The organism is Paenibacillus sp. JT31N11 (genome assembly GCF_056269285.1).
Genome location: NZ_JBWDNQ010000001.1, coordinates 871,062 through 891,933 on the forward strand (window position 1 = coordinate 871,062; position 20,872 = coordinate 891,933).

Below are 20,872 nucleotides of genomic sequence, written 5' to 3' on the forward strand. Positions count from 1 at the left end.
GCCAAGATGATGCTTTAAACGGTTTTCACTTTTTTGGGATGATAAATCGAGGTTCTCAGCATAATGGTCAATAAACCAAGCACAAGGAAAATCATTCCGGCCCATATGACATGCCGTGTTCCCATTCCTGAAATAAAAAAACCGCCGACCGACGTGCCGACCGTAACGCCTAAATTAGCGAAAGCGACGAACAAGCCGTTCGAGAAATCCGGTGCTTCCGGAGCTGCAGAAGTAATCCAGTATTGCGAAATATTGAGTCCAAAGGTGAATAGGACGCCCCAAAACGCAATAAGAACCGCCATCGGAACCGTGAAATTCCCCAAAAAATAGACGAGCAAATAGATAGCTCCAAACACGAAAGGAAATACAATTGCTGTTTTCATAGCATTGTTAGTCAGCAATTTACCGGCAAGAATATTGCCCGCAATGCCAGTTGCGCCGAATAAAACCAGCATAAGGCTCACTTGACCTCCGGTCATGCGGGTGACGGCATCCATGTACTCGGCAAAAAAACTGTAAACAGCATACATGCCGGAATTAATAAAAATGACGGTTGCAATGGCAATCCAGGTAAGAGGTTTTTTCAAGACGCCGAGCTGTGTCCCGTAGGATAGTCTTTCTGTTACCGGCATAGACGGAACGAAAATAAGGATGGCCACAAACGCGGCCGCATTAACGATCGCAAAAAATAACATGGCTATTTCCAGCGATGACACTTCTGCGATTAAAGACGTGATCGGTATCCCGATTACCATTCCGGCAGTAACGCCCATAAATACTCTGGATATGGCCTTGGGAGCCTGATCCTTGCTGACGGAACTGGCGGCTGCCGTAAAGGCTACCGAGAAATATACGGGATGCAGGAATGCAGGAATAACCCGGGCGATCAAGGCAATGGTAAAGTTAGGGGCAAAAATAGAAATAACATTGGTGGCGACGAACAATCCGAGTACCAATAACATGGCCGACTTGCGGTTCATTCCCGAGAAAAGCAATGGCAGGAACGGCCCGGCTATAGCTACAGCCAGTGCGAAAAGACTGACAAGCAGACCTGCCTGGGATACGCTTATCTCAAAGTTCTCAGCAATCAGAGGCAGAATGCCGATTATGCCCATCTCAGTATTGATAATGCCGAAAATACCGAAAGCGAGAATGTATACAATTAAAGCTTTAGATTTAATCACCTTTTTATTTCATCTCCTGGAGGTCTGGAATGGTAAAACAAGTCAGGGAAATCCCGGTATGATCAATTGATCGCGTGCAGAATGATTCCTTTGGTTATGGCGCCAGCTCTTTGAAGTCGCTATCGCCGTACAAACAGCTTGATCACGTCGAGACATCCTCCTTTTTGTCATTTAGATAACCGTATAACAGTTAGATGCATGTATAACTATCTCATTGAAAAAAAGATTCGTCAAGTGCATTTTTAATGCAGCTCACCAAAAAATCGGTATGCCTGAATGCGGCACAAGGGGAAGATGTGAAGGTCGGAAACAAAGTACGTGTCTATTATGGTCCGAACTACACCGACAACAAGATGCCGGAAGGCCCGCTCTACTATATGGTTGTACTGGACAATCATGTGATGGGCAACACGAATGTTTTGACCGCGGACGCGATCAAAGCGTACCGGGGAATGGCATGGCATCTGGTTAAAGACAAATCCCATCTGACCACGAAGCAAAATGATGCCAAAGTAGAACTGGTGGATGCTCAAGGCTCAGGAGTTCTTGCCACTACGGATGCACAGAAGAAAAGCCTGGAAGCTCTTCAAGCCGCGGGCGGCAAGCTGGTAACGGTAACGTACAACACGGATCAGGATGCCTTGCTGGGTCCCGTTACACTCGCCTTCAACTTTAATACGAAGGAATTTATCGGATATTTTCCAAGACGTTAATTTTAGAAGGCCAGCACTATTGTTATTATGGACCAGAGGAAGATCACACATGCGGCAAATGCCTGCTGTGTGGTCTTTTTTTGTCATATAACAAAGTTTCTTATTTGCAGAATTCGATAACATGCCGTATTGTAAAAAATATGCGATTCGGAGGTGAAGGGATGAAACCGATACAGACGTCAAAACGGGTGCTCAGGCGATTTTTGCTTGAGAAGCAGCTTTTGCTTTATCCCCGCGAAGAACGCGCAAGCTCTGCGGAGGAGTTGCGCAAGCGTGTTATGGATGTGATCAGACAGCTGGAATGCGTTCAAATCGATCCGGTGTCTGCCGTCAGTCCCAATCAGCACTTGACGCTGGCAGCAAGAATTGCCGGTTATGATCAGGAAATACTAAACGAGCTGCTGCGGGAAAACGAGGTTTTTGAATATTTTGCAAACGCGGCCTGTATTATTCCGATGGAACATTACCCTATTTTTGAGCCGGTCCGGCAGCGTCTGCGGGAGCGGACAAGTGCTTCAATCGACTTGATTCAGCCGGTCATTGAACAAGTGCTGCATAAGCTGGAGAGCGAAGGCCCGCTTCCGGCAAAGTCGTTCGAATCCGAACAGCGGGTATACGGGTATTGGGATAATGTGAACGCCAAGACCAAGGCTACATCCCATGCGCTGAATTTATTAATGGACGCCGCGCAGATCAGAATTGTCGGCAGAGAAGGAAACCAGCGCCTTTTCGATGTGACCAGCCGCAGTATCCCTGCCCCGCTGCAGCAACTGGCCGACCAAATCAACCCCGCGGAAGCGCATGACAGGATGCTGCGCAAATATTTTCAAGCCTATAGAGTATTTGAACCAAGCGACCCGCGTCTTGGCTGGCAGCGGTTAAGCGCAAAAGAACGGCGGGAAGCCATCGACCGGTACATTGAATCGGGAGAAGTTGTACCTGTCGAGGTCGAAGGGCTTAAACGGCACTATTACCTGTTGGCTTCGGATGTAGAAAGCTTCTCCGTGCATCAGAAAGAAGATGGCGTGCGGACAAGCGGGGAAGATGATGATGTGCCGATTCACTTTCTCCCGCCCCTGGACAACTTATTGTGGAGCCGCAAGAGGCTGGAGGATTTATTCGATTTTGAATACCGGTGGGAAATCTATACGCCAGCCATCAAGCGTAAATACGGTTATTACGCGATGCCGATATTAGCCGGCGACCGCTTGATCGGACGCATGGACCCGCGCCTGGATAAAAAGCAAAGACATTTATCGGTTCAATTATTGCAAATCGATCCGGAAATTGACTTTACGGAACGTCTTAGCCAACACGTGCACAGGGAGCTCGAAGCGTTTGCTCATGCACACGGGGCATCAACCGTATCGGTAGAACGGTTTTCTCGGGAAAATTAATAAACAAAAGCTATTTACTTGCACCGTCCGGATGTGCTATCTTATTTCTATGCTTTTAGAAATATAGGCTTAGACAAAGGAGGAGATATTTATGCTTGAAGATACGGAGGAAGTACGACAGGCTGTACGGGTATACAAGGCTCTTGGCGAACCGACCCGTCTCAAAATCGCCATGCTGCTTACAGAAGAGAGAAATTTATGCTGCTCCGATATTGGAAGCAAGCTGGAGACGGTCGCCGGCTCGACGCTCTCGCATCATCTGAAGCAGTTGACAGATTGCGGCTTGTTGAATCTCCGTAAGGATGGAACCTATATTTATTACAGTGTAAACCACGAGATGGCCCATAAATATGCGCCGTATCTGCTGGCATAATTTTTTTATTCCTAATTTCTATATTTTTAGAAATATAAAATCATTAAAGTGGAGAGAGGTACTTAAAACATGTCGAATACATGGAAAATATACATGCTGGCGATTGTGAGCTTTCTGGTTGGCACATCCGAGTTTATCATCGCGGGCATACTGGATAAAGTGGCATCGGATATCGGCGTTTCATTGTCCGCAGCCGGACAGCTCATCACCGTTTTTTCCCTTGCTTATGCTTTCGGCACGCCGCTCCTGATGGGCGTTACGGCACGAATGGAGAGGCGCAAGCTGCTCCTGTACTCGCTGCTTGTATTCGTGATCGGAAACGGAGTAGCCATCGCATTCTCCGGGTTTGGCTTTCTTATGGGCTCACGGATCATATTGGCTCTTGGCACCGGGGTATTCGTCGTAACGGCGCTGACTGTGGCAGCCAAGATAGCTCCCGCAGGCAAGCAGGCAAGCGCGATTGCCACTCTCGTCATGGGCTTCAGCACCGCACTCATTATCGGCGTTCCGCTGGGTAGGGTAGTTGCCTCCGCTTATGACTGGAGGTTGATCTTCGGAGGCATCGGCATTCTTGGGCTGCTTGCCATGCTCATGATTTATTTCACCATTCCGCAAACGGAGAGCGAGCAGCCTGTCCCTATCCGGCAGCAGCTGGCGCTCTTGAAGCAGCCGAAAATTGCTATCGCTCTAACCGTGACCTTCTTCTGGATTGGCGGATATTCCATCGTTTACACTTATATTTCACCATTTTTGCTTGAAATAACAGGCATGAGTGAAAAGTGGGTCAGCATCGGCCTGTTCGCTTTTGGTATCTTTAGCTTGATCGGATCCAAGCTCGGAGGCTTCAGTACGGACAGATGGGGAGCTCCCCGTACCCTGATCGGCGGAATGCTGTTTCATGCGGCGGCTCTGGTGCTGCTGACGCTCGCAGCCCATTCTCCCGTTATCGTGTTCATGCTGCTTATGCTCTGGTCATTCTCGGCATGGTCTTCAGGGCCAACCCAGCAGTATCACTTAATTTCGCTTGCTCCGGAAGCTTCCGGCATTATGCTTAGTCTGAACAGCTCCGTGCTGCAGTTGGCCATGGCCGCAGGTGCAGGAATTGGGGGAGTCATCGTCGAGCAGACCTCGCTTGCCTCCATCAGCTGGATAGGAGCAGCGGGAGTCGCCGTCTCTGCGGGTATTGCCACCATATCGCTCAGACTTTCCCGCAGCCGGTCAGCTTCCCTCCAGAAGACTGTGGAGGAGAAAAACCTGCAGGAGCTGGGCGCCTGATCCCTTTCACCGGGTAATTCATGATTGAACAAGGTCCAGCCGTTCAAACGGCTGGGCTTTGTTCCTTGAAATCAGCGGTATCGCCTTTGGCACACAGGCGGCGGAGGTCGTCATTTATGATCAGGATCATTTGTCGAATTGAAAAATAACGATTGGCGCACTTTTAGAGCATGCATGCCATTTTTTCCGCGAAGATGGCTGCATGCTCTTTTATTACTGATGAAGACTGGAGGTATTTGACTATGGTTCCACGTACGATACTAAATGGAAAAGAGTTCTGATAAGATAACAGTATGACCTTAAATGGAAAAGAAGCAGAAGAAGGAGAGCCCTGGATGAAATTTGGCTTTGACGTTGACGACACACTCATCAATTTAAGGGAACATGCCTTTCATCTCTACAATAAGAAGCTGAACAGGCAGGTAGCGCTGAACAAGTTTCAGGCTTTGAATATGATTCCCATCCATGAGCTGTTCGGCATGACGGCTGAAGAGGGAAAACAAATGTGGAACAGCAGCAGGGAAGAAATTTATTATTCCTCTTGTCCGCCTTTTCCGGGTGCGGTAGAGGTTCTGCATGAGCTCGTACGCCTGGGCCACGAGGTCTATTATATTACCGCACGGACAGCCGAGCATTGCGAAAGAACGAAGAAATGGCTCATTCAGGCGAGATTTCCGGTACAGGACGGTAACTTTTATTGCGGGATGAGCGATACGGATAAGGTGCATATTATCCGCAGGCTGGGATTGGATTATTATTTTGACGATAAGCCTGCCGTGTTGGAGACGCTCACAGATTTGGCAATGAACGTTTACGTCAAAGACAATTCCTACAACAGGCATGTAGATATTCCACGGATTACGAATTGGGATGAATTGATGAGCCTGCTGCCCGAATAAGGTCCATGGTTCACGAAAGACGATAAAGTGAGGCTGCTAATGAAGTCAAAATATAAAGGCATTGCGTTTGATATGGATAATACCCTGCTGCGGTCACATATCGACTTTCCATTAATGAAGGCGGAGACCTTCCGGTTCCTCGCTAGCCAAGGAATTCTTCCGGAAGATTTTCCGCTGGCACTCCATACGACCGCAACCCTGATCCAGGCAGCTGTCCGGACATCGGCAATGAGCGCAGCGCTTATGGAGGAGATGTGGAGCACGGTCAGCAGACACGAATTGATGGGGATGGAGGGCGCCGAGCTTGAGCCGGGGGCCGCGAAGCTGCTGGAGGAGCTGCATGGCCGGTTCCATTTGGCCGTCGTCACCAACAATGCCTGCCAGGCTGCGCATAAGGCGCTCTCGGATCATCAAATTTTGCATTTTTTTGATCATATTGTAGGCAGGGAAATGGTAAACAGCCTGAAGCCGTCGCCGGACGGTTTTCTCTATCTTCTGAACGCTTATCCGGATACGGAGCCGCAGGAATGGCTGTCCGTTGGAGATGCATGGATTGACGGGAAGGCTTCGGAGCAGGCGGGAATGACCTTTATTGCCTATCAGACGGAGCTGGAACATATGAATAAAGCAGGCGTCTTCCCGGAAGGATGGATCGGGCACATCCGTGACATTCTTCAATTTATATGATGAAAAGGAAGCGGGAGCTTCCCTGGACTGAAAGTATAAGAAAACCGTTTCTTCTTAACGAAGACGGAATACGAAGATGGAAGAACAGGAGGGGTGAATACCATGCCATCCATCAAGCTTAGTGTGCTGGACCTTGTACCTTTATTCGAAAATAAGGACGCCGCTTATGCGCTCGGCCAGGCGGCCGAGCTTGCCCAAACAGCCGAACGGCTTGGCTTCACCCGCTACTGGACAGCCGAGCATCATGATATGCCGGGTCTGGCCTGCACCTCGCCGGAGGTGCTCCTCTCCCATATCGGAGCGAGAACCGAGCGCATCCGCATCGGCTCGGGAGCGCTGCTGCTGCCGCATTATAAGCCGCTCAAGGTGGCGGAATCCTTCCATATGCTGGCCAGCTTGTACCCCGGGCGTGTCGATCTCGGAATGGGCCGGGCACCTGGCGGCCAGGCGCATGCAAGCATGGCGTTAAGCGGCAATTTCATTGAGAATGTAGCGCAGATACCGGATAAGCTGAGAGCGATAACGGAGCTGCTAGAGCAGAATTATGAATATGACGGCTATCCGGTAACCGCCCGACCGATCCCTCCGCAGCCGCCGGAATTGTGGATGCTGGGAACGAACAGCAAGAGCGCGGCTTATGCAGCCGAGTTTGGAATGGGTTATGTGTTCGGCCAATTCATGAGCGACCGGGATGGAGTAGAGGTTCTGCAGTCCTACCGGAATGCGTTCAAGCCTTCCCCCAGATGCCCCGGGCCCAGAGCCATCGTGACGGTCGGTTTTGTTTGTGCGGATACGGAAGAAGAAGCCCGGGAGCTGGCAGCTGCCGGTATGAGCTTGTTCCAGAATAATATCAGCACGGAAGAGCTTGCTGCGCTTGCAGCCCGCAAATTATTGGCAGGCACGCCCGAAGCTCTGACAATGCGGCTGGAGGAGATGTCGCTCCAGTACGGGGTGGATGAATTTATGCTGGTCACGATGATTCCCGATTACCGCAAGCGGCTCCGGTCGTTCGAACTGCTTGCACGCAGTATGTGGAGCAGCGGCGGGTTGCAGAATCAAGACAAAGAGAGAGGTGGATTTAATGGCCGGTAATTCTGAGCCGGGTGGAGTTGTGCCGGAGGATTCAAGTTCATGTTACGAGCGAATTAACTTCTTCACAGGTGAACGCGGTTGAAAAAGATATTGTTTACCGGCGGGGGTTCATCGGGTCATGTTTCGGTAAATTTGGCGCTTATTCCGCGTTTTCTTGAATCAGGCTGGTCTGTCGAATACATGGGCTCGGAGACGGGCATCGAGAAACAGCTGGTTACTCCGATTCAGCATGTCACGTATTATGCGATCAAGACCGGCAAGCTGAGGCGTTATTTTGATTTGCAGAACCTGAAGGATCCTTTCAAGGTAATAAAAGGCGCTTATCAGGCATATCGGTTGATCCGAAAAAGCAAGCCCGATGTCCTGTTCTCCAAAGGCGGCTTCGTTTCGGTGCCTGTGGTGTTCGCCGCCTGGCTGAACAAGGTCCCGGTTATTATTCATGAATCGGATATTACCCCGGGATTGGCGAACAGGCTGTGCATGCCTTTTGCCGACAGGATTTGTACGACCTTCCAAGAGACAGCCGGTCACCTGAAGAGCGGCAAGGCCCGGTATGTCGGCGCTGTTATCCGTGAGGAGATCAAGCGGGGGAATGCCCGCAGGGGAAGGGATTTCTGCGGCTTCCGTACGAATAAGCCCGTTTTGCTTGTCATGGGAGGCAGCCTGGGGTCCAGAGCCATCAATCAAGCCGTGCGCGAATCGTTGACAGAGCTGGCCCAAACCTTTAATATCGTGCATCTCTGCGGCAAAGGGCAGCTTGATCCATCCCTGCAGATTCGCGAGTACAGACAATATGAATACATCAATCAGGAGCTGGCAGATGTTCTGGCTATGTCGGATGTGGTGGTTTCCCGGGCAGGCGCGAATTCGATCTTTGAGTTTCTGGCTATTCGCAAGCCGATGCTGCTTATCCCCCTTACACGGAATCAGAGCCGCGGAGACCAGCTGCTGAATGCGCAATCGTTTCACCAATCAGGCTTTAGTAAAGTGCTGTACGAAGAACAATTATCCGCAGAGACCTTAACAGCCGGGGTCAAGGAATTGTTTAATGAACGACGTCTGTTCATCGACAGAATGAATGACTATCCCGAAAGGGATGCTCTAGCGGACGTATTTGGTTTCATTAAGGGAATTGCCAAGAGCTGATCGGTCCGGTAACCATCTAGGGAATTTTAGGGAAAGGTTTTTTTGAAACAGCAGTATCGGTGTCATCCAATTATCCAACTGCATCATGCCATATATCATTCTGTTCTTTTTTTAAGCCGCGAGAAGCCAAGGCGCCAAAAGCCTGGGTTTCCCCGGCTTTTTTCTGTTTCATGGCAGTGGAGTTCTATATCCATCGACAAGTCACAATCTTAGCCTTTCAGGTCACGAGATTGGTGGTTTGGGGGTTCGCCCGGATCTTACAATGATATACAAGAACTCCGGCAATGACCGGGGAACGACAACATCAACGGGTATGCAAAGAGAAGGGAGTTCCAACATGTTCATGAAGAAAAAGATGATTGTAACCCTGTGCCTGATGCTCGTCGCGTTAACGCTGGCGGCTTGCGGCGGAACGAACAACAATGCCGAATCCGGCAGCAGTCCCCAGGAGCCTGCGAACACGGCAGAGGCTCCGGTCGAATCCACGAATGCGAATGTCGCCGGGGCCGAGGCTGAAAGCACCGGTCCGGCCAAGCCGGCTGAGCTGACGATCTGGCCGGATGACAATGCCGACAAGGTTGCCGTTATCGAAGAGGCGGCCAGGAAATACACGGAGAAGACCGGCATCATTATCAATATCAAGCCGGTGGCGATGAACGACCAGCCGGATGTGCTGGCGCTTGACGGGCCGGCCGGCAAAGGTCCGGATCTGTTCTATCAGCCCGGAATTGGCAGTCTTGTGGTGAAAGGTCTCGTGCAGGAGGTCAAAACGGATGATGCCGCCAAGGAGTTGTATACGCCGGAAGCTCTGCAGGCGCTGAGCCAGGATGGCGTGCTGTATGGTCTTCCGAACGTGACTGAAACTTACGCGTTATTCTATAACAAGAAGCTGATTCCGCAGGCTCCGGCGACGATAGCCGAACTCGAAACGGTAATGAAGGAGAAAACGGACGACAAGAAGCAAGAGTACGGCTTCCTGTTCGCTGCAACTGACTTCTACTTTGCCTGGGGCTTTCTGGGCGGCAGCGGCGGCTATATTTTCAAGGACAATGCAGGCGTTTTTGATATCAGCGATATCGGCTTGAACAAGGAAGGCGTCGTCAAGGGCGCCAACCTGATCCAGAGCTGGTTCACGAAAGGCTATCTGCCCAAAGGCATCAACGGCGATACGGTCGGCGGCCTGTTCACGCAAGGCAAAGTGGCTGCCGTTGTCAACGGGCCGTGGGCCATTACGGATTACAAGAAGGCATTGGGCGACGACCTCGCGGTAGCACCGCTTCCGACGCTTGAAGACGGCGCTCACCCGACCTCCTTCATCGGCGTCAAGGGCTGGATGCTGTCCAAATTCTCCAAGAATCCGGAATGGGCAAGCGACTTCGCCGCATTCCTGACGAACGAAGAGAATGCGCTCGAATACTTCAAGAAGACGGGCGAGGTACCTCCCGTGAAGACTGTGCTGAACAACCCTGTATTGACGGGAGATCCCCTGGTTTCCGGATTCTCCAGCCAAATCCAATACGGCCAGCCGTTCCCGACCGTCCCTGAGCTCGATCATGTATGGGATCCCATGGCGAACGCCCTGAAATTCATCACGGACGGCAAGGATACACAAACTTCGCTCGATGATGCGGTCAAATTAATTAACGACAAGATGAAGATGGCCGGCGTGAAATAACGATACTGCGAACCGCAGGCGGGGAAAAGGGGCTCTTTCGCAGTCCCTTTTCCTCTATCTGCGAAAGCTATGAAAGGTGCAACCATCATGAACATCAAGCACGCAACCGGTCAGAATACGCTCACTTATAGCCAGCATAGTCCGGCAATGGCCGCGATGCTATCCCTGATTCCGGGTCTTGGGCAGCTGTACAACCGCCGCTGGATCAAGGGGATTCTGCTCCTCATACTGGGCTTGAGCCTGATCTACTCTCTCTACGTACCGGTATTCAACGGCATCGCAGGCTTAATAAGTCTTGGCGATAATCAGGAAACGGACGATTCCCGCAGTCTGCTTGTTCAGGGCATTTTATCCGTAATACTGCTTGTCATTGTCCTGGGGCTGTATGCATTCAATTTATTGGATGCGCACAAGGACGCCAGGAAGCGGCAGGAGGGTATCCGCACCCCGTCCGTACGGCAGGCGTTCCTGGACAGCTGGGAGCACGGCTTCCCGTATTTCGTCGTTATCCCCAATTTTATTATGATGGCGCTGATCGTTATTTTCCCTCTGCTGTTTATGATCTCGCTCGCTTTCACCAACTATAACCTGTACAATTCCCCGCCTGCGCATCTGCTGGATTGGGTCGGATTCGCCAACTTCAAGGCCTTGTTCACGGAAGCGGTCTGGAGTAAAAGCCTGCTCTCCGTATTATCCTGGACGGTCGTCTGGACCCTGGTCGCGACAACGCTGCAAATCACGCTTGCCTTCTTCCTGGCCGTGCTGGTCAACGACAGCCGGGTGAAATTCAAGCGGGCAATCCGCACCGTTCTCATTCTGCCTTGGGCGGTGCCTTCCTTTATGACTGTCCTCGTGTTCACGGCGATGTTCAACGATACCTTCGGCGCTATCAACCGGGATATTTTCTCCCGCTTCGGGTTGGTCATTCCGTGGCTGTCGGACCCGTTATGGGCGAGAATTGCGATAATCGGCATTCAGGTATGGCTGGGCTTCCCTTATGTATTCACCCTTATTACCGGCGTGCTGCAAAGCATCTCCAAGGATTGGTACGAAGCAGCGGATGTGGACGGGGGCTCCCGCATCAAAAAATTCCGCTATATCACGATGCCGCATGTTCTATATGCGACTGCGCCGCTGCTCATCATGCAGTACTCGTTCAATTTCAACAATTTCAATCTTATTTACCTGTTCAACAAAGGCGGTCCGCCTGTCCCGGGCCAGAACTCGGGCGCCACGGATATTCTGATTTCGTGGGTGTACAGCCTGACCTTCAATGAGAACAACTACAAAATGGCAGCGGCCATTTCCATTATAATGGGCCTCGTCGTCGCGGCGTTCGCCTTCTACCAGTTCCGCAAAACCCGCTCTTTCAAAGAGGAGGATATGTACTGATATGAAGCGCTCCTTGAAATCCGCTGTGGAAGTATCGGGGATTTACCTGGTGGTCCTGATTATGTTCGCCGTTATTCTCTATCCCCTGGTGTGGGCGTTCAGCATGTCGCTGAATCCCGGCACGAGCCTGTTCGCCTTGAAGCTTATTCCCGACAACTGGTCGCTGGAGCATTACATTTGGCTGTTTACAGATCCGCAGAGCAACTACACCCTCTGGTACAAAAACACGCTGATCGTAGCCTTCGCGAACGGCCTGGCTTCGGTCTGTCTCGTGTCCATTATCGCTTATGTATTCTCGCGATTCCGGTTCGTCGGCCGGAAGAACAGCATATATACATTTCTGCTTCTGCAGATGTTCCCTGTGCTGATGGGGATGGTGGCGATTTATCTGCTCCTCAATACAGTGAATCTGCTGGATACGTTTACCGGTCTGATTCTGATCTACGTATTCGGCGGGCTGCCGATGAACGTATTCCTTGTAAAAGGGTACCTGGACACGATACCCCGCGACCTGGACGAATCCGCCAAAATGGACGGAGCGGGCTATCTGACGATATTCTTCCGCATACTGGTCCCGCTCGCAAGGCCGATCATCGCGGTCGTCGCCCTGTTCACCTTCATGGCGCCGTTCTTCGACTTTCTCACGCCCCGGATTATTATCCGCAGTCCGGAGAAATTCACTTTGGCGCTGGGTTTGTATAACTTCATCAATGATAAGTTCGCCAACAACTTCACTATTTTCGCGGCGGGAACAATCCTGATTGCCATTCCGATTGCGACGGTATTCCTTCTGCTGCAGCGGTTCCTCATCTCGGGTCTGGCCGACGGGGCCACGAAAGGTTAATGTTGTTTCGTTTTAACCCTTCAGGGCATACATTGAATAGACGTATACCCATTAAGGAGGAAACACCATGATGACAGATGCAGTTCTGCAATCCCCCGACTTAAGCCTGGCGGCCGATTCCAACCGGGTGCTCAATTATAAACGCGATCCGCAAAATTATATAACCCAGCTGTTCGGCGCGCAGTTTCCCGCAATAAAAAACGGTTTTTTCAACGTCCATGTGAGCAAGGGGATTATAGTCCAGCCTCATTGGCACACCAATGTGACGGAGATGGTTATTGTCATTAGCGGAGAAGTGATTACATCGGTTTTTAACCCCTTTACACAAAAGCTGATGACCTATTGCCTGAAGCCGGGACAGGTGTCCTTGTTCCCCAAAGGCTGGTTCCACTGGATTATTTGCGAATCCGACCACGCTCATATTCTTACTATTTTTGATCAGCCAACTCCTGATATTGTTTTTGGATCGGATTTCCTGCGCAGTATACCCAAGGAAGTGATGCAGCGGGCTTATTGCATCAATGAGGAGGATTACGCCAAAGCGGTCGCGCCAATCAGGGAATCAGTCATTCTGGGGCCTCCCCCCGGATGCTTCCAGAATACGATGGGCGTCCAGCAAGCAATTTATGCCGGCCCCTACGCATAGAAATCATCCATACGGGGGAGTTAGCAATCCGAATAGGTCTTGAGAGAGAAACGAATCTCGCCGTCAGGCTGATTTTCGTTTCTTTTTCATTCAAGCCGGATAATCTCTGCAGAAAAAGCCTAAAGTGCTACGATAAACTTATTTCATCTATTTACATGCAGCTTCAGGCAGCATGGAGCAGAATCTTATCACTTGCATGAGTGTTGTAGACTAGAGGCAGCAGGGCAAAAAAGAGCAGAAAAAAACTTTGGGTAAAAAGGAGAATGCCAAATGAAACTTTATTATGAAGCTCCGGACGTCAAGGAATATCATGCGTTAAGAACGGCTGCCGGCCTCAGCACAAAGGACGACTCCGCGGCGGCGAGGGCTTTAAGCCATTCGCTTTTTTCGATAGTCATAAGAAGCAACGAATCGGAGCTTATGGGGATGGGCCGGGTCATCGGCGATGGAGGCTGTACCTTTCAAATTGTGGATATTATCGTCAATCCCGCATTCCGGGATGTGGCGCTGAACGAACTCATCATCCATGAGATCAAGGGATACTTGAATCATAACGCTCCGAAAGATGCCGATATTATCGTAATGGCTGATGCAGCGAACCTTGCCTTTTATCAAAAGCATGATTTTAAGCTTGTGTATCCGGAATTATACGGCATGTCACTAATGTTGTAGAACAATAGCCGGCAGCGCTTGGCGAAAGTCACAATCTTAGCATAGGGAGTTACAATTATAGTAGCCGTATCATGAAGGGCCATTGTATGATGGGTGGATGGAGCGAAGTGATATAAGGGCGGGATCGCGATGTTCAACAGGACTAAAAGGAAAACGTTTACATATGCGATTGCGATGGTACTTATCGCTTCAATCCTAACCGTTTATTTCATGCTGGGCGGGCAGTGGCCCGGCTCCGGCAGCGGCAGACAACCGGCGATGCCGTCAGCCGCTCAATCAGCCGCCGCATCGGTCGCGAGCGGGACGGCAATCCATTCCGAAGGTCCTCCGGACAATCTGGTCATGGTATTTCCCGCCGGCAATGAGCCGAAGGATCTTGCACTCGTCGAGCAGACGATTAACCGGTATTTGTTGAAAAAAATCAATGCAGCATTGGATATCCGCACGATCGATATGGGTGCCTGGTGGGACAAAACGGGCCTTATGTTCGCTTCCGGCGAACAGATCGATATCCTCTTCACGGCGGGATGGATGCGCTTCGGAGACGAGGTGGCGAAGGGCCGGTATCTGCCGCTTGATGACCTGCTTGACCGGTATGGGGAAGGGATTCGCGAAATTCTCGATCCTTCCATTCTGGAGGCGAGCAGAATCAATGGCAGCCTCTACGGGATCGTGACGAACAAGGAGTTTGCCTCCAGCAAAGGGCTGGTCCTGCGGCAGGATATCGTGGAAAAGCTGGATCTTGACCTGACGCAGGTCAGGAAGCTGGCTGATCTGGGCCCTGTCTTCGAAGAGGTCAGGAGGAAGGAGCCGGGCATGGCTCCCCTGCAGGTGCGTGCGGACAGAAGCCCGCTCACCTTCATGATGCAGTACGGCATATTCGATATGCTGGGCGAAGGACCAGGCGTGCTTAACCGCAGCGGCAATACGACGGAGGTTGTGAATATGGCCGAGACGGCCGAATTCAGGGAATACGTGAAACTGATGTATGAATGGAACCGTGCCGGCTACCTGAACGCGGATGCAACCACATCCAAGGACAACGAGTACGATGCCGTCAAGGCAGGCAATGCATTCTCTTACGCGGAGTCGATCAAGCCCGGCTTTGAGATCCAAGCTTCGCGGGATACGGGCTACCCGATGGTGAGCGTGGAGCTGACCAAGCCGTACACGACAACAGCCGATACGACCAGCGCCATGTTCGCTATTACCCGAAGCGCCAGGTATCCGGAGAAATCGATGATGCTGCTGAATTTGCTGTATACCGATCCCTATCTGTTGAATCTGCTCGACTGGGGAGTGGAGGGCGTCCATTATATCAAGAAAGATAACAACGTCATCGAATATCCCCCCGGCGTGGACGCCAAGACGGTCGGCTACAATTTGAACCAGCCATGGATGTTCGGCAATCAGTTGAACTCCTACTTATGGGATAACGAGAATCCGGGCTTATGGGAAGAATACCGCCGCTTCAACGAGCAGGCCGACAAATCCAAAGCGCTCGGGTTCGTCTTCAATCCCGGGAAGGTCAAGGCGGAGATTGCGGCTTCCATCCTGGTCGAGAAGGAATTTATGCCCGCCTTGAATACGGGTGCAATTGATCCCGATCAGATTATGCCCATGTATCTGGAGAAGCTGAAGGCTGCCGGCTCGGCAAAAGTCGTGGCGGAAAAACAGCGCCAGCTTGACCAGTGGCTGGCTGGCGGCAGGTAGACGACCGGGCAAGGGAAGGGGAAAACGATGAGGCAAGCTACAATACGTTCCAGACTGATCCTCGGCTTTGGGCTTGTCACAGTCCCTCTTGTCATCGTGCTGCTGTGGAATAACCTGTACGCGACGAAGGTGGTCCATTCGCAGGTGGCGCAATCCAACCGGAACATGCTCACCATGTACATGAACGATATGGACCAGGTGCTCGGGGAAATCGAGAATTATTTATACAAGACGGCAGAACAGGACCAAAGCCTGATCTCGCTAAGCCAATACGACAGGGACAGCTGGGAGTATTATTTGTCCACGACGCAGGCGGCGAATGATCTGAACGTGAATATCAATTATTACGAAGCGGCTGAAGTTCTGTTTGCCTACAGCTCCAAATACGGGGAGCTGTTCACCGCCCAGCAGCAGTCCGTCACCTACGAACGCAAGCAAATCATCCAGCAGAAGCTGAAGCAAATGCTTCCCGGGAAGGAACTTGGCAGCCGCAGAGGCTGGCAGCTGGTGGAGCAGAACGGCGGCTACGCCCTGCTTAGAGTGGTGGATACGAATTATGACTCCTATATCGGAGCCTGGGTCGATCTGAACAGTCTCATGGAGCCGATGCGGCTGCTCAGTCAAGGAGGCAAAGGCGAAGCGCTGCTTGTTTCGGGCGAGGGGGTGCCGCTGTCGGGGATCGGCGCCAATATTCAGGGCGAGCTTGCGTCTTTGGATTTAAGCGGCTATCTGGACGACGGAAGCGCAGCCTATAATATCGTGAAGCTGGATAAACCCTATCTGCTTGTGGCCAAAAGCTCAAGGATGGCGGACATGGATCTGCTGCTTATGCTTCCGGAGCGGACGCTGCTGGAGGGCTTGCCGTTCTTTCGCAATCTGACTTATCTGATCCCGATGCTGGCCGCAATTATACTGGGCTTGTATTTGCTGTTTCTGCAAAACTCGATCGTGAAGCCCATCCACCAGTTCATCAAAGGAATGCGCAAAATCCGCTCCGGGGATCTGAGCGTCCGCATGGAGGACAACAAGCTGCTGGAGTTTATTGCGCTCAAGGAAACCTTCAACGGCATGGCCCAGCAGATCGAATATTTGAAAATTGATATCTACGAGGAGCAGATCCGCACCCAGAAGGCCGAGCTTAAGCATTTGCAAGCGCAGATCCATCCCCATTTCTTCATGAATTCCCTGAATATTGTGTACCAGCTTGCGCAAATCCGCGACTATGAGGTCATACAAAGCATGGCCCTGCATCTGGTCCGTTATTTCAGATACACGACCCGCACACAGCTATCCACGATTACGGTCAAGGAAGAAGTCGAGCATATTTTTCACTATCTCTCGATTCAGAAATACCGTTTTCCCGAATCGCTGGCGTTTGATTTTGAAGTGGATCCTTCCGTGGAATCAGCCGCAATTCCTCCGCTGATTATCCAGCCCCTCGTGGAGAACGCCATGGTGCACGGCTTCTCGATCCGTACCGGAAGCCCGTTCCGCATTCGGGTAAAAATATCGCCAATGGGGGATGGGGAAGTGAAGGGGCTGCTCATCGAGGTGGAGGATAACGGAAAAGGACTGTCTGAGGGGCAGGCTGACCGGCTGCAGGATAAGGTTCATGAGCAGGAGCCGGGCGATGGAAGCCTGGGGCTGTGGAATGTCGTCCGGCGATGCAGGCTCTATTACAATGGTCCGGTCAGGATGCAGTTCTCCGGTGCGGACCCGCAGGGTGCGCTTATTACATTGCAGCTGCCGGGCAGCAAAGCAAATTAGGGGCAGGGTGAAGCAAATATGATACGGGTATTGATTGTGGATGATGAAATCTATGCCGTTAAGGGCCTCCGCTCGGGAGTAAGGTGGGAGCTGATTGGAGTTGCCGAGGTATACGAGGCTTATCATGCTCCGATGGCCCGGCAGGTGCTTCAGGAGCATGATATCGATATCGTCATCTGCGATATCGAGATGCCGGAGACAAGCGGACTCGAGCTGATGGAGTGGGTGAAGGGGGCCGGACTTGCGCCGGAAACCATCGTGCTGACCTGCCACTCCGAATTCGCGTATGCGCAGAAGGCGATCCATCTGGGAAGCTTCGACTATTTGCTGAAGCCGGTCATCTATTCCGAGCTGGAGCAGGTGCTGGTGACGGCAATCGGCAAGGTGGCGGAGAAGCGGAGGGTAAGCGAGACGGACGATCAGTACAACAAGATCGTAGAGCTGTGGAACAGCCGCAGGCCCATGCTGGTGGAGAGGTTCTGGCAGGATCTTCTCGAGCGGCGGATACCTCCGCATACAACGTCGATCGAGAGCTCGCTTGCCCCATATGGGATGAGTCTAAGCTCGGTAGCCACGATCAGACTCATTCTGATAAGTGTTGAGAGCTGGGACAAACCGCTGAACGAGCGGGATGAGCTGATTATGGAATTCGCCCTGCGCAAAGCGGCGGAAGAACTGCTGCTCGCCGGCGTGCCGGGTAATGTCATTCAGGATAACCGGGGCAATATCCTGGTAGTGCTGCATCTCGGGGAGCGGGAGGCAGCGAGGGAAGAAATCGAGGCCCGGTGCCGTGAATACCTGAATGCCAGCAGGCGTTATTTCTACTGCAGGCTGTCCTGCTACATTGGAGAACTGACAGCTGTGACAGCGGTGTTGAGTAGTTATTTGGCCCTCCTTAACAAGGAATACCGCAATGTCAGCTTGACCAATGAAATTATATGGAGCGGGGACGCGGAGGAAAGCGCTGTGCCGAAGCCAGCTCCTATGATGACAGATTCCATGCTGGATTGGGCGGATCTGCTGGAGCAGGGCTTATTAATGGAGTTTACAGCCAAGCTCGAGGAATGGGCAGGCCGGCTCGACTCAAGACCGGCATCGGTCGAGACGCTGACTGGTGCCTATCACGCTCTTCTGCAGGTGATCTACTATGCCATGCACCGCAAAGGTCTTCAAGCGAAGCAGCTTTATGAGAATTTGAACAGCCCGGAAAAAGAGCCGGCTACCCGTTCTGTGATTCAGTTCAAAGCATGGGTACACTCTATTGGCGAGGCTGCGGGCAGTCTGTTCTCGAAGCCGCTGGCAGTAAGTCCCGTGGTCCAGAAGGTGAAAGCCCATATCTCCGGGCATCTTGGCGAGGACCTGACCCGTGAACAATTGGCAGCGGTCGCCTTCGTCAATCCCGCATATCTGTCGCGATTGTTCCGCAAGGAGACGGGGATCGTGCTGACGGATTATATCCTTCAGGAGAAAATGCGCAAAGCTGCTGATCTGCTCGCGACGACTGACCGGAGCATCAGCGAGATTGCGGACGGTCTTCATTACAATAACTTCTCCTATTTCGCCCGATTATTCCGCAAGGTGCACGGCGTAACGCCGCATGATTACCGCAAGCCCTTCAGAAGATCATAAATCCCGAAGCCGCCGCTCATGGCGGCTTTTGTTTTACGTGATTGAGCAAAAAAACAAAACAATGGATGGAGTTGTTTGTTGTTTTACTGAAAAATGTGAATGGTTTTCTTGTTTATTGATCGGGGATTCAGATAAATATATAGACAATATAATAAAACGTCTATATAATTTACGATATATCGATATATTGTTTGGTTTTTGTGAACCTCGATTTTCCGGGCGTGTCCATTATTTGATCATAAGTCAGAAGGGCACAGCGAATACAGGGACGCAGCAATGAAACGAAGTACTGATCCGGAGCAGCATAAACTTGAAAAGAATAGATGTCGGCCGTCGATGTCTGTTAAATCAAAGAAAAAGGGAATGAAAAGAATGCTTCAAAACAGCTATGTACGAACCATCATCCTGTCCAGAGTGCTCTTGCAGCTTGGAATCTGGATCAGAAATTTTGCTATCCTGCTGTATGTAACGGATTTGACAAATAATGACCCGCACTATGTAGCTCTCATTTCCGTTGTTGAATTTGCGCCGATCTTTATATTTGCCATCATTGGAGGAACATTCGCCGACCGGTGGAAGCCCAAACGAACGATGGCAGGAAGCGATCTGATCTCTGCTCTGTCTGTATTCATCGTGCTGCTTGTACTTGAGAGCGGTGCATAGTATGCGCTGCTGGCGGGCACGTTTGTTTCCGCAAGCCTATCCCAATTCTCGCAGCCTTCCGCGATGAAGCTGTATATGAGACATGTGCCTGCTGAACAGCTGCAGGGCGTTATGGCGATGTCCCAGTCCCTGGTGGCTGTGTTTACGGTTCTGGGACCGGTTATCGGCACTTTTGTTTTTTTGCAGTACGGCATTCAGGTTTCCCTCATCCTGACGGCTATTATGTTTCTGGGATCGGCTTTAATATTGTCGCGGCTGCCGCGGGATACGGATGAACCGCAGTCAAACGGATCCGGGGGTTTGATGCAGGAAATGCTGACAGGCCTTCGATATTTATGGACCAATCGCCCGCTACGAACGCTGAGCGCAACATTCGCAGCTACGGGACTTGCAGCAGGCATGATCCAGCCGTTGATGCTGTTTATATCGATTGAGAAACTGGGACAAGGCAAGGAGTTCCTGCAGTATCTGCTTATGGCGAACGGTGCGGCGATGCTGGCGGGCGGGATTGTCATCATGGGCGTCGCAAAAAAGGTCAAACCGCAGATTTTGCTTGCGGCCGGTCTGCTTGTGACTGCCTTTTGTACAATTGGAGTTGGTATATCGACATTCATTGCATTGACATTGGTGCTGCAGATCATGAATGGATTATTTTATCCGTGTATTCAAGTCGGCATCCAGACGCTTATTATGACCAATACAGAGGGTGCGCTGATCGGCCGTGTCGGGGGAGCGATTACACCGATATTTATGGGGATGATGGTAGTGGGCATGGCAGCTTCGGGCTATTTGAAGGATGCATTTTCTCTCCTTGCGGTGTTTGCCGCAAGCGGCTGCCTGCTTGTAATCGGTGCCCTTCTGTTAGCTCCCCTCATTCAAAAAAAACGTACCGCTCAAAATCATTCACAAACGCTGTAGCTCATATGGAAGAAGCATTCCTTGAGCCATATATATGGTATCTAGTGCATATTCATTGAAAGCAAAGATTTGCAGGTGAACAAAATAAACTGCACATATATACTCTATCCCTGTATCTGACCGCATGCCTAGTATCCGCATGCGGTCTTTGTTATGGCGCAGCGGGACGAACTGCACCAGGCTGATT

General features: G+C 51.3%; 17 protein-coding genes and 1 pseudogene. 17 read left to right on the forward strand and 1 reads right to left on the reverse strand.

Annotated features, from left to right (window positions below):
• Positions 1-14: 14 nt before the first annotated feature.
• Positions 15-1,184, reverse strand: coding sequence for an MFS transporter (locus AC0YNV_RS03870; RefSeq protein WP_475765953.1), 1,170 nt, complete (start codon positions 1,182-1,184; stop codon positions 15-17).
• Positions 1,185-1,429: 245 nt separating this feature from the next.
• Between AC0YNV_RS03870 and AC0YNV_RS03875 the strand changes: the two genes are divergently transcribed.
• From AC0YNV_RS03875 to AC0YNV_RS03955, 17 genes and pseudogenes are all read left to right on the forward strand, one after another.
• Positions 1,430-1,897: a hypothetical protein gene (locus AC0YNV_RS03875; RefSeq protein WP_475765955.1), complete on the forward strand. Its 468-nt coding sequence runs from the start codon at positions 1,430-1,432 to the stop codon at positions 1,895-1,897.
• Between the two features lie 161 nt (positions 1,898-2,058).
• Positions 2,059-3,294, forward strand: a complete 1,236-nt coding sequence (locus tag AC0YNV_RS03880; RefSeq protein WP_475765957.1) for a winged helix-turn-helix domain-containing protein — start codon at positions 2,059-2,061, stop codon at positions 3,292-3,294.
• Positions 3,295-3,385: 91 nt separating this feature from the next.
• Positions 3,386-3,667: an ArsR/SmtB family transcription factor gene (locus AC0YNV_RS03885; protein ID WP_210043998.1), complete on the forward strand. Its 282-nt coding sequence runs from the start codon at positions 3,386-3,388 to the stop codon at positions 3,665-3,667.
• A gap of 69 nt (positions 3,668-3,736) precedes the next feature.
• A complete protein-coding gene (locus AC0YNV_RS03890) occupies positions 3,737-4,942 on the forward strand; it encodes an MFS transporter (RefSeq protein WP_475765960.1) in 1,206 nt (401 codons plus the stop codon).
• Positions 4,943-5,277: 335 nt separating this feature from the next.
• Positions 5,278-5,841 (forward strand): 5' nucleotidase, NT5C type, encoded by a 564-nt coding sequence (locus AC0YNV_RS03895; RefSeq protein ID WP_475765962.1) that lies wholly within the window; start codon positions 5,278-5,280, stop codon positions 5,839-5,841.
• Positions 5,842-5,880: 39 nt separating this feature from the next.
• A complete protein-coding gene (locus tag AC0YNV_RS03900; protein ID WP_475765964.1) occupies positions 5,881-6,528 on the forward strand; it encodes an HAD family hydrolase in 648 nt (215 codons plus the stop codon).
• 102 nt (positions 6,529-6,630) lie between these two features.
• A complete protein-coding gene (locus tag AC0YNV_RS03905) occupies positions 6,631-7,620 on the forward strand; it encodes an MsnO8 family LLM class oxidoreductase (protein WP_475765966.1) in 990 nt (329 codons plus the stop codon).
• A 78-nt stretch (positions 7,621-7,698) separates the two neighbouring features.
• Positions 7,699-8,766 carry an undecaprenyldiphospho-muramoylpentapeptide beta-N-acetylglucosaminyltransferase gene (locus AC0YNV_RS03910; RefSeq protein ID WP_475765968.1) on the forward strand — a complete coding sequence of 356 codons (1,068 nt, stop codon included), beginning with the start codon at positions 7,699-7,701 and terminating at the stop codon, positions 8,764-8,766.
• Between the two features lie 343 nt (positions 8,767-9,109).
• Positions 9,110-10,441, forward strand: coding sequence for an extracellular solute-binding protein (locus AC0YNV_RS03915; RefSeq protein ID WP_475765970.1), 1,332 nt, complete (start codon positions 9,110-9,112; stop codon positions 10,439-10,441).
• Positions 10,442-10,528: 87 nt separating this feature from the next.
• The gene (locus tag AC0YNV_RS03920; RefSeq protein WP_475765972.1) at positions 10,529-11,833 is read left to right on the forward strand and encodes a carbohydrate ABC transporter permease; all 1,305 of its coding nucleotides are present in this window, start codon (positions 10,529-10,531) and stop codon (positions 11,831-11,833) included.
• Between the two features lies 1 nt (position 11,834).
• Positions 11,835-12,677, forward strand: coding sequence for a sugar ABC transporter permease (locus AC0YNV_RS03925; RefSeq protein ID WP_475765974.1), 843 nt, complete (start codon positions 11,835-11,837; stop codon positions 12,675-12,677).
• Between the two features lie 67 nt (positions 12,678-12,744).
• On the forward strand, positions 12,745-13,323 hold the full coding sequence (locus tag AC0YNV_RS03930) for a cupin domain-containing protein (protein ID WP_475765976.1): 579 nt from the start codon (positions 12,745-12,747) through the stop codon (positions 13,321-13,323).
• A gap of 270 nt (positions 13,324-13,593) precedes the next feature.
• Positions 13,594-13,995 (forward strand): GNAT family N-acetyltransferase, encoded by a 402-nt coding sequence (locus AC0YNV_RS03935; protein ID WP_475765978.1) that lies wholly within the window; start codon positions 13,594-13,596, stop codon positions 13,993-13,995.
• A 129-nt stretch (positions 13,996-14,124) separates the two neighbouring features.
• Positions 14,125-15,708 (forward strand): ABC transporter substrate-binding protein, encoded by a 1,584-nt coding sequence (locus tag AC0YNV_RS03940; RefSeq protein ID WP_475765980.1) that lies wholly within the window; start codon positions 14,125-14,127, stop codon positions 15,706-15,708.
• Positions 15,709-15,735: 27 nt separating this feature from the next.
• Positions 15,736-17,475, forward strand: a complete 1,740-nt coding sequence (locus AC0YNV_RS03945; RefSeq protein WP_475765982.1) for a sensor histidine kinase — start codon at positions 15,736-15,738, stop codon at positions 17,473-17,475.
• An 18-nt stretch (positions 17,476-17,493) separates the two neighbouring features.
• Positions 17,494-19,104: a response regulator transcription factor gene (locus tag AC0YNV_RS03950; RefSeq protein ID WP_475765984.1), complete on the forward strand. Its 1,611-nt coding sequence runs from the start codon at positions 17,494-17,496 to the stop codon at positions 19,102-19,104.
• Between the two features lie 372 nt (positions 19,105-19,476).
• Positions 19,477-20,685: pseudogene (locus AC0YNV_RS03955) on the forward strand (MFS transporter).
• The last annotated feature ends 187 nt before the right edge of the window (positions 20,686-20,872 follow it).

Bases quoted from the DNA above. Each gene is read 5' to 3' on its own strand.
- AC0YNV_RS03875 (WP_475765955.1), top strand. From the start codon at position 1,430: ATGCAGCTCACCAAAAAATCGGTATGCCTGAATGCGGCACAAGGGGAA.
- AC0YNV_RS03880 (WP_475765957.1), top strand. From the start codon at position 2,059: ATGAAACCGATACAGACGTCAAAACGGGTGCTCAGGCGATTTTTGCTT.
- AC0YNV_RS03885 (WP_210043998.1), top strand. From the start codon at position 3,386: ATGCTTGAAGATACGGAGGAAGTACGACAGGCTGTACGGGTATACAAG.
- AC0YNV_RS03890 (WP_475765960.1), top strand. From the start codon at position 3,737: ATGTCGAATACATGGAAAATATACATGCTGGCGATTGTGAGCTTTCTG.
- AC0YNV_RS03895 (WP_475765962.1), top strand. From the start codon at position 5,278: ATGAAATTTGGCTTTGACGTTGACGACACACTCATCAATTTAAGGGAA.
- AC0YNV_RS03900 (WP_475765964.1), top strand. From the start codon at position 5,881: ATGAAGTCAAAATATAAAGGCATTGCGTTTGATATGGATAATACCCTG.
- AC0YNV_RS03905 (WP_475765966.1), top strand. From the start codon at position 6,631: ATGCCATCCATCAAGCTTAGTGTGCTGGACCTTGTACCTTTATTCGAA.
- AC0YNV_RS03915 (WP_475765970.1), top strand. From the start codon at position 9,110: ATGAAGAAAAAGATGATTGTAACCCTGTGCCTGATGCTCGTCGCGTTA.
- AC0YNV_RS03920 (WP_475765972.1), top strand. From the start codon at position 10,529: ATGAACATCAAGCACGCAACCGGTCAGAATACGCTCACTTATAGCCAG.
- AC0YNV_RS03925 (WP_475765974.1), top strand. From the start codon at position 11,835: ATGAAGCGCTCCTTGAAATCCGCTGTGGAAGTATCGGGGATTTACCTG.
- AC0YNV_RS03930 (WP_475765976.1), top strand. From the start codon at position 12,745: ATGATGACAGATGCAGTTCTGCAATCCCCCGACTTAAGCCTGGCGGCC.
- AC0YNV_RS03935 (WP_475765978.1), top strand. From the start codon at position 13,594: ATGAAACTTTATTATGAAGCTCCGGACGTCAAGGAATATCATGCGTTA.
- AC0YNV_RS03940 (WP_475765980.1), top strand. From the start codon at position 14,125: ATGTTCAACAGGACTAAAAGGAAAACGTTTACATATGCGATTGCGATG.
- AC0YNV_RS03945 (WP_475765982.1), top strand. From the start codon at position 15,736: ATGAGGCAAGCTACAATACGTTCCAGACTGATCCTCGGCTTTGGGCTT.
- AC0YNV_RS03950 (WP_475765984.1), top strand. From the start codon at position 17,494: ATGATACGGGTATTGATTGTGGATGATGAAATCTATGCCGTTAAGGGC.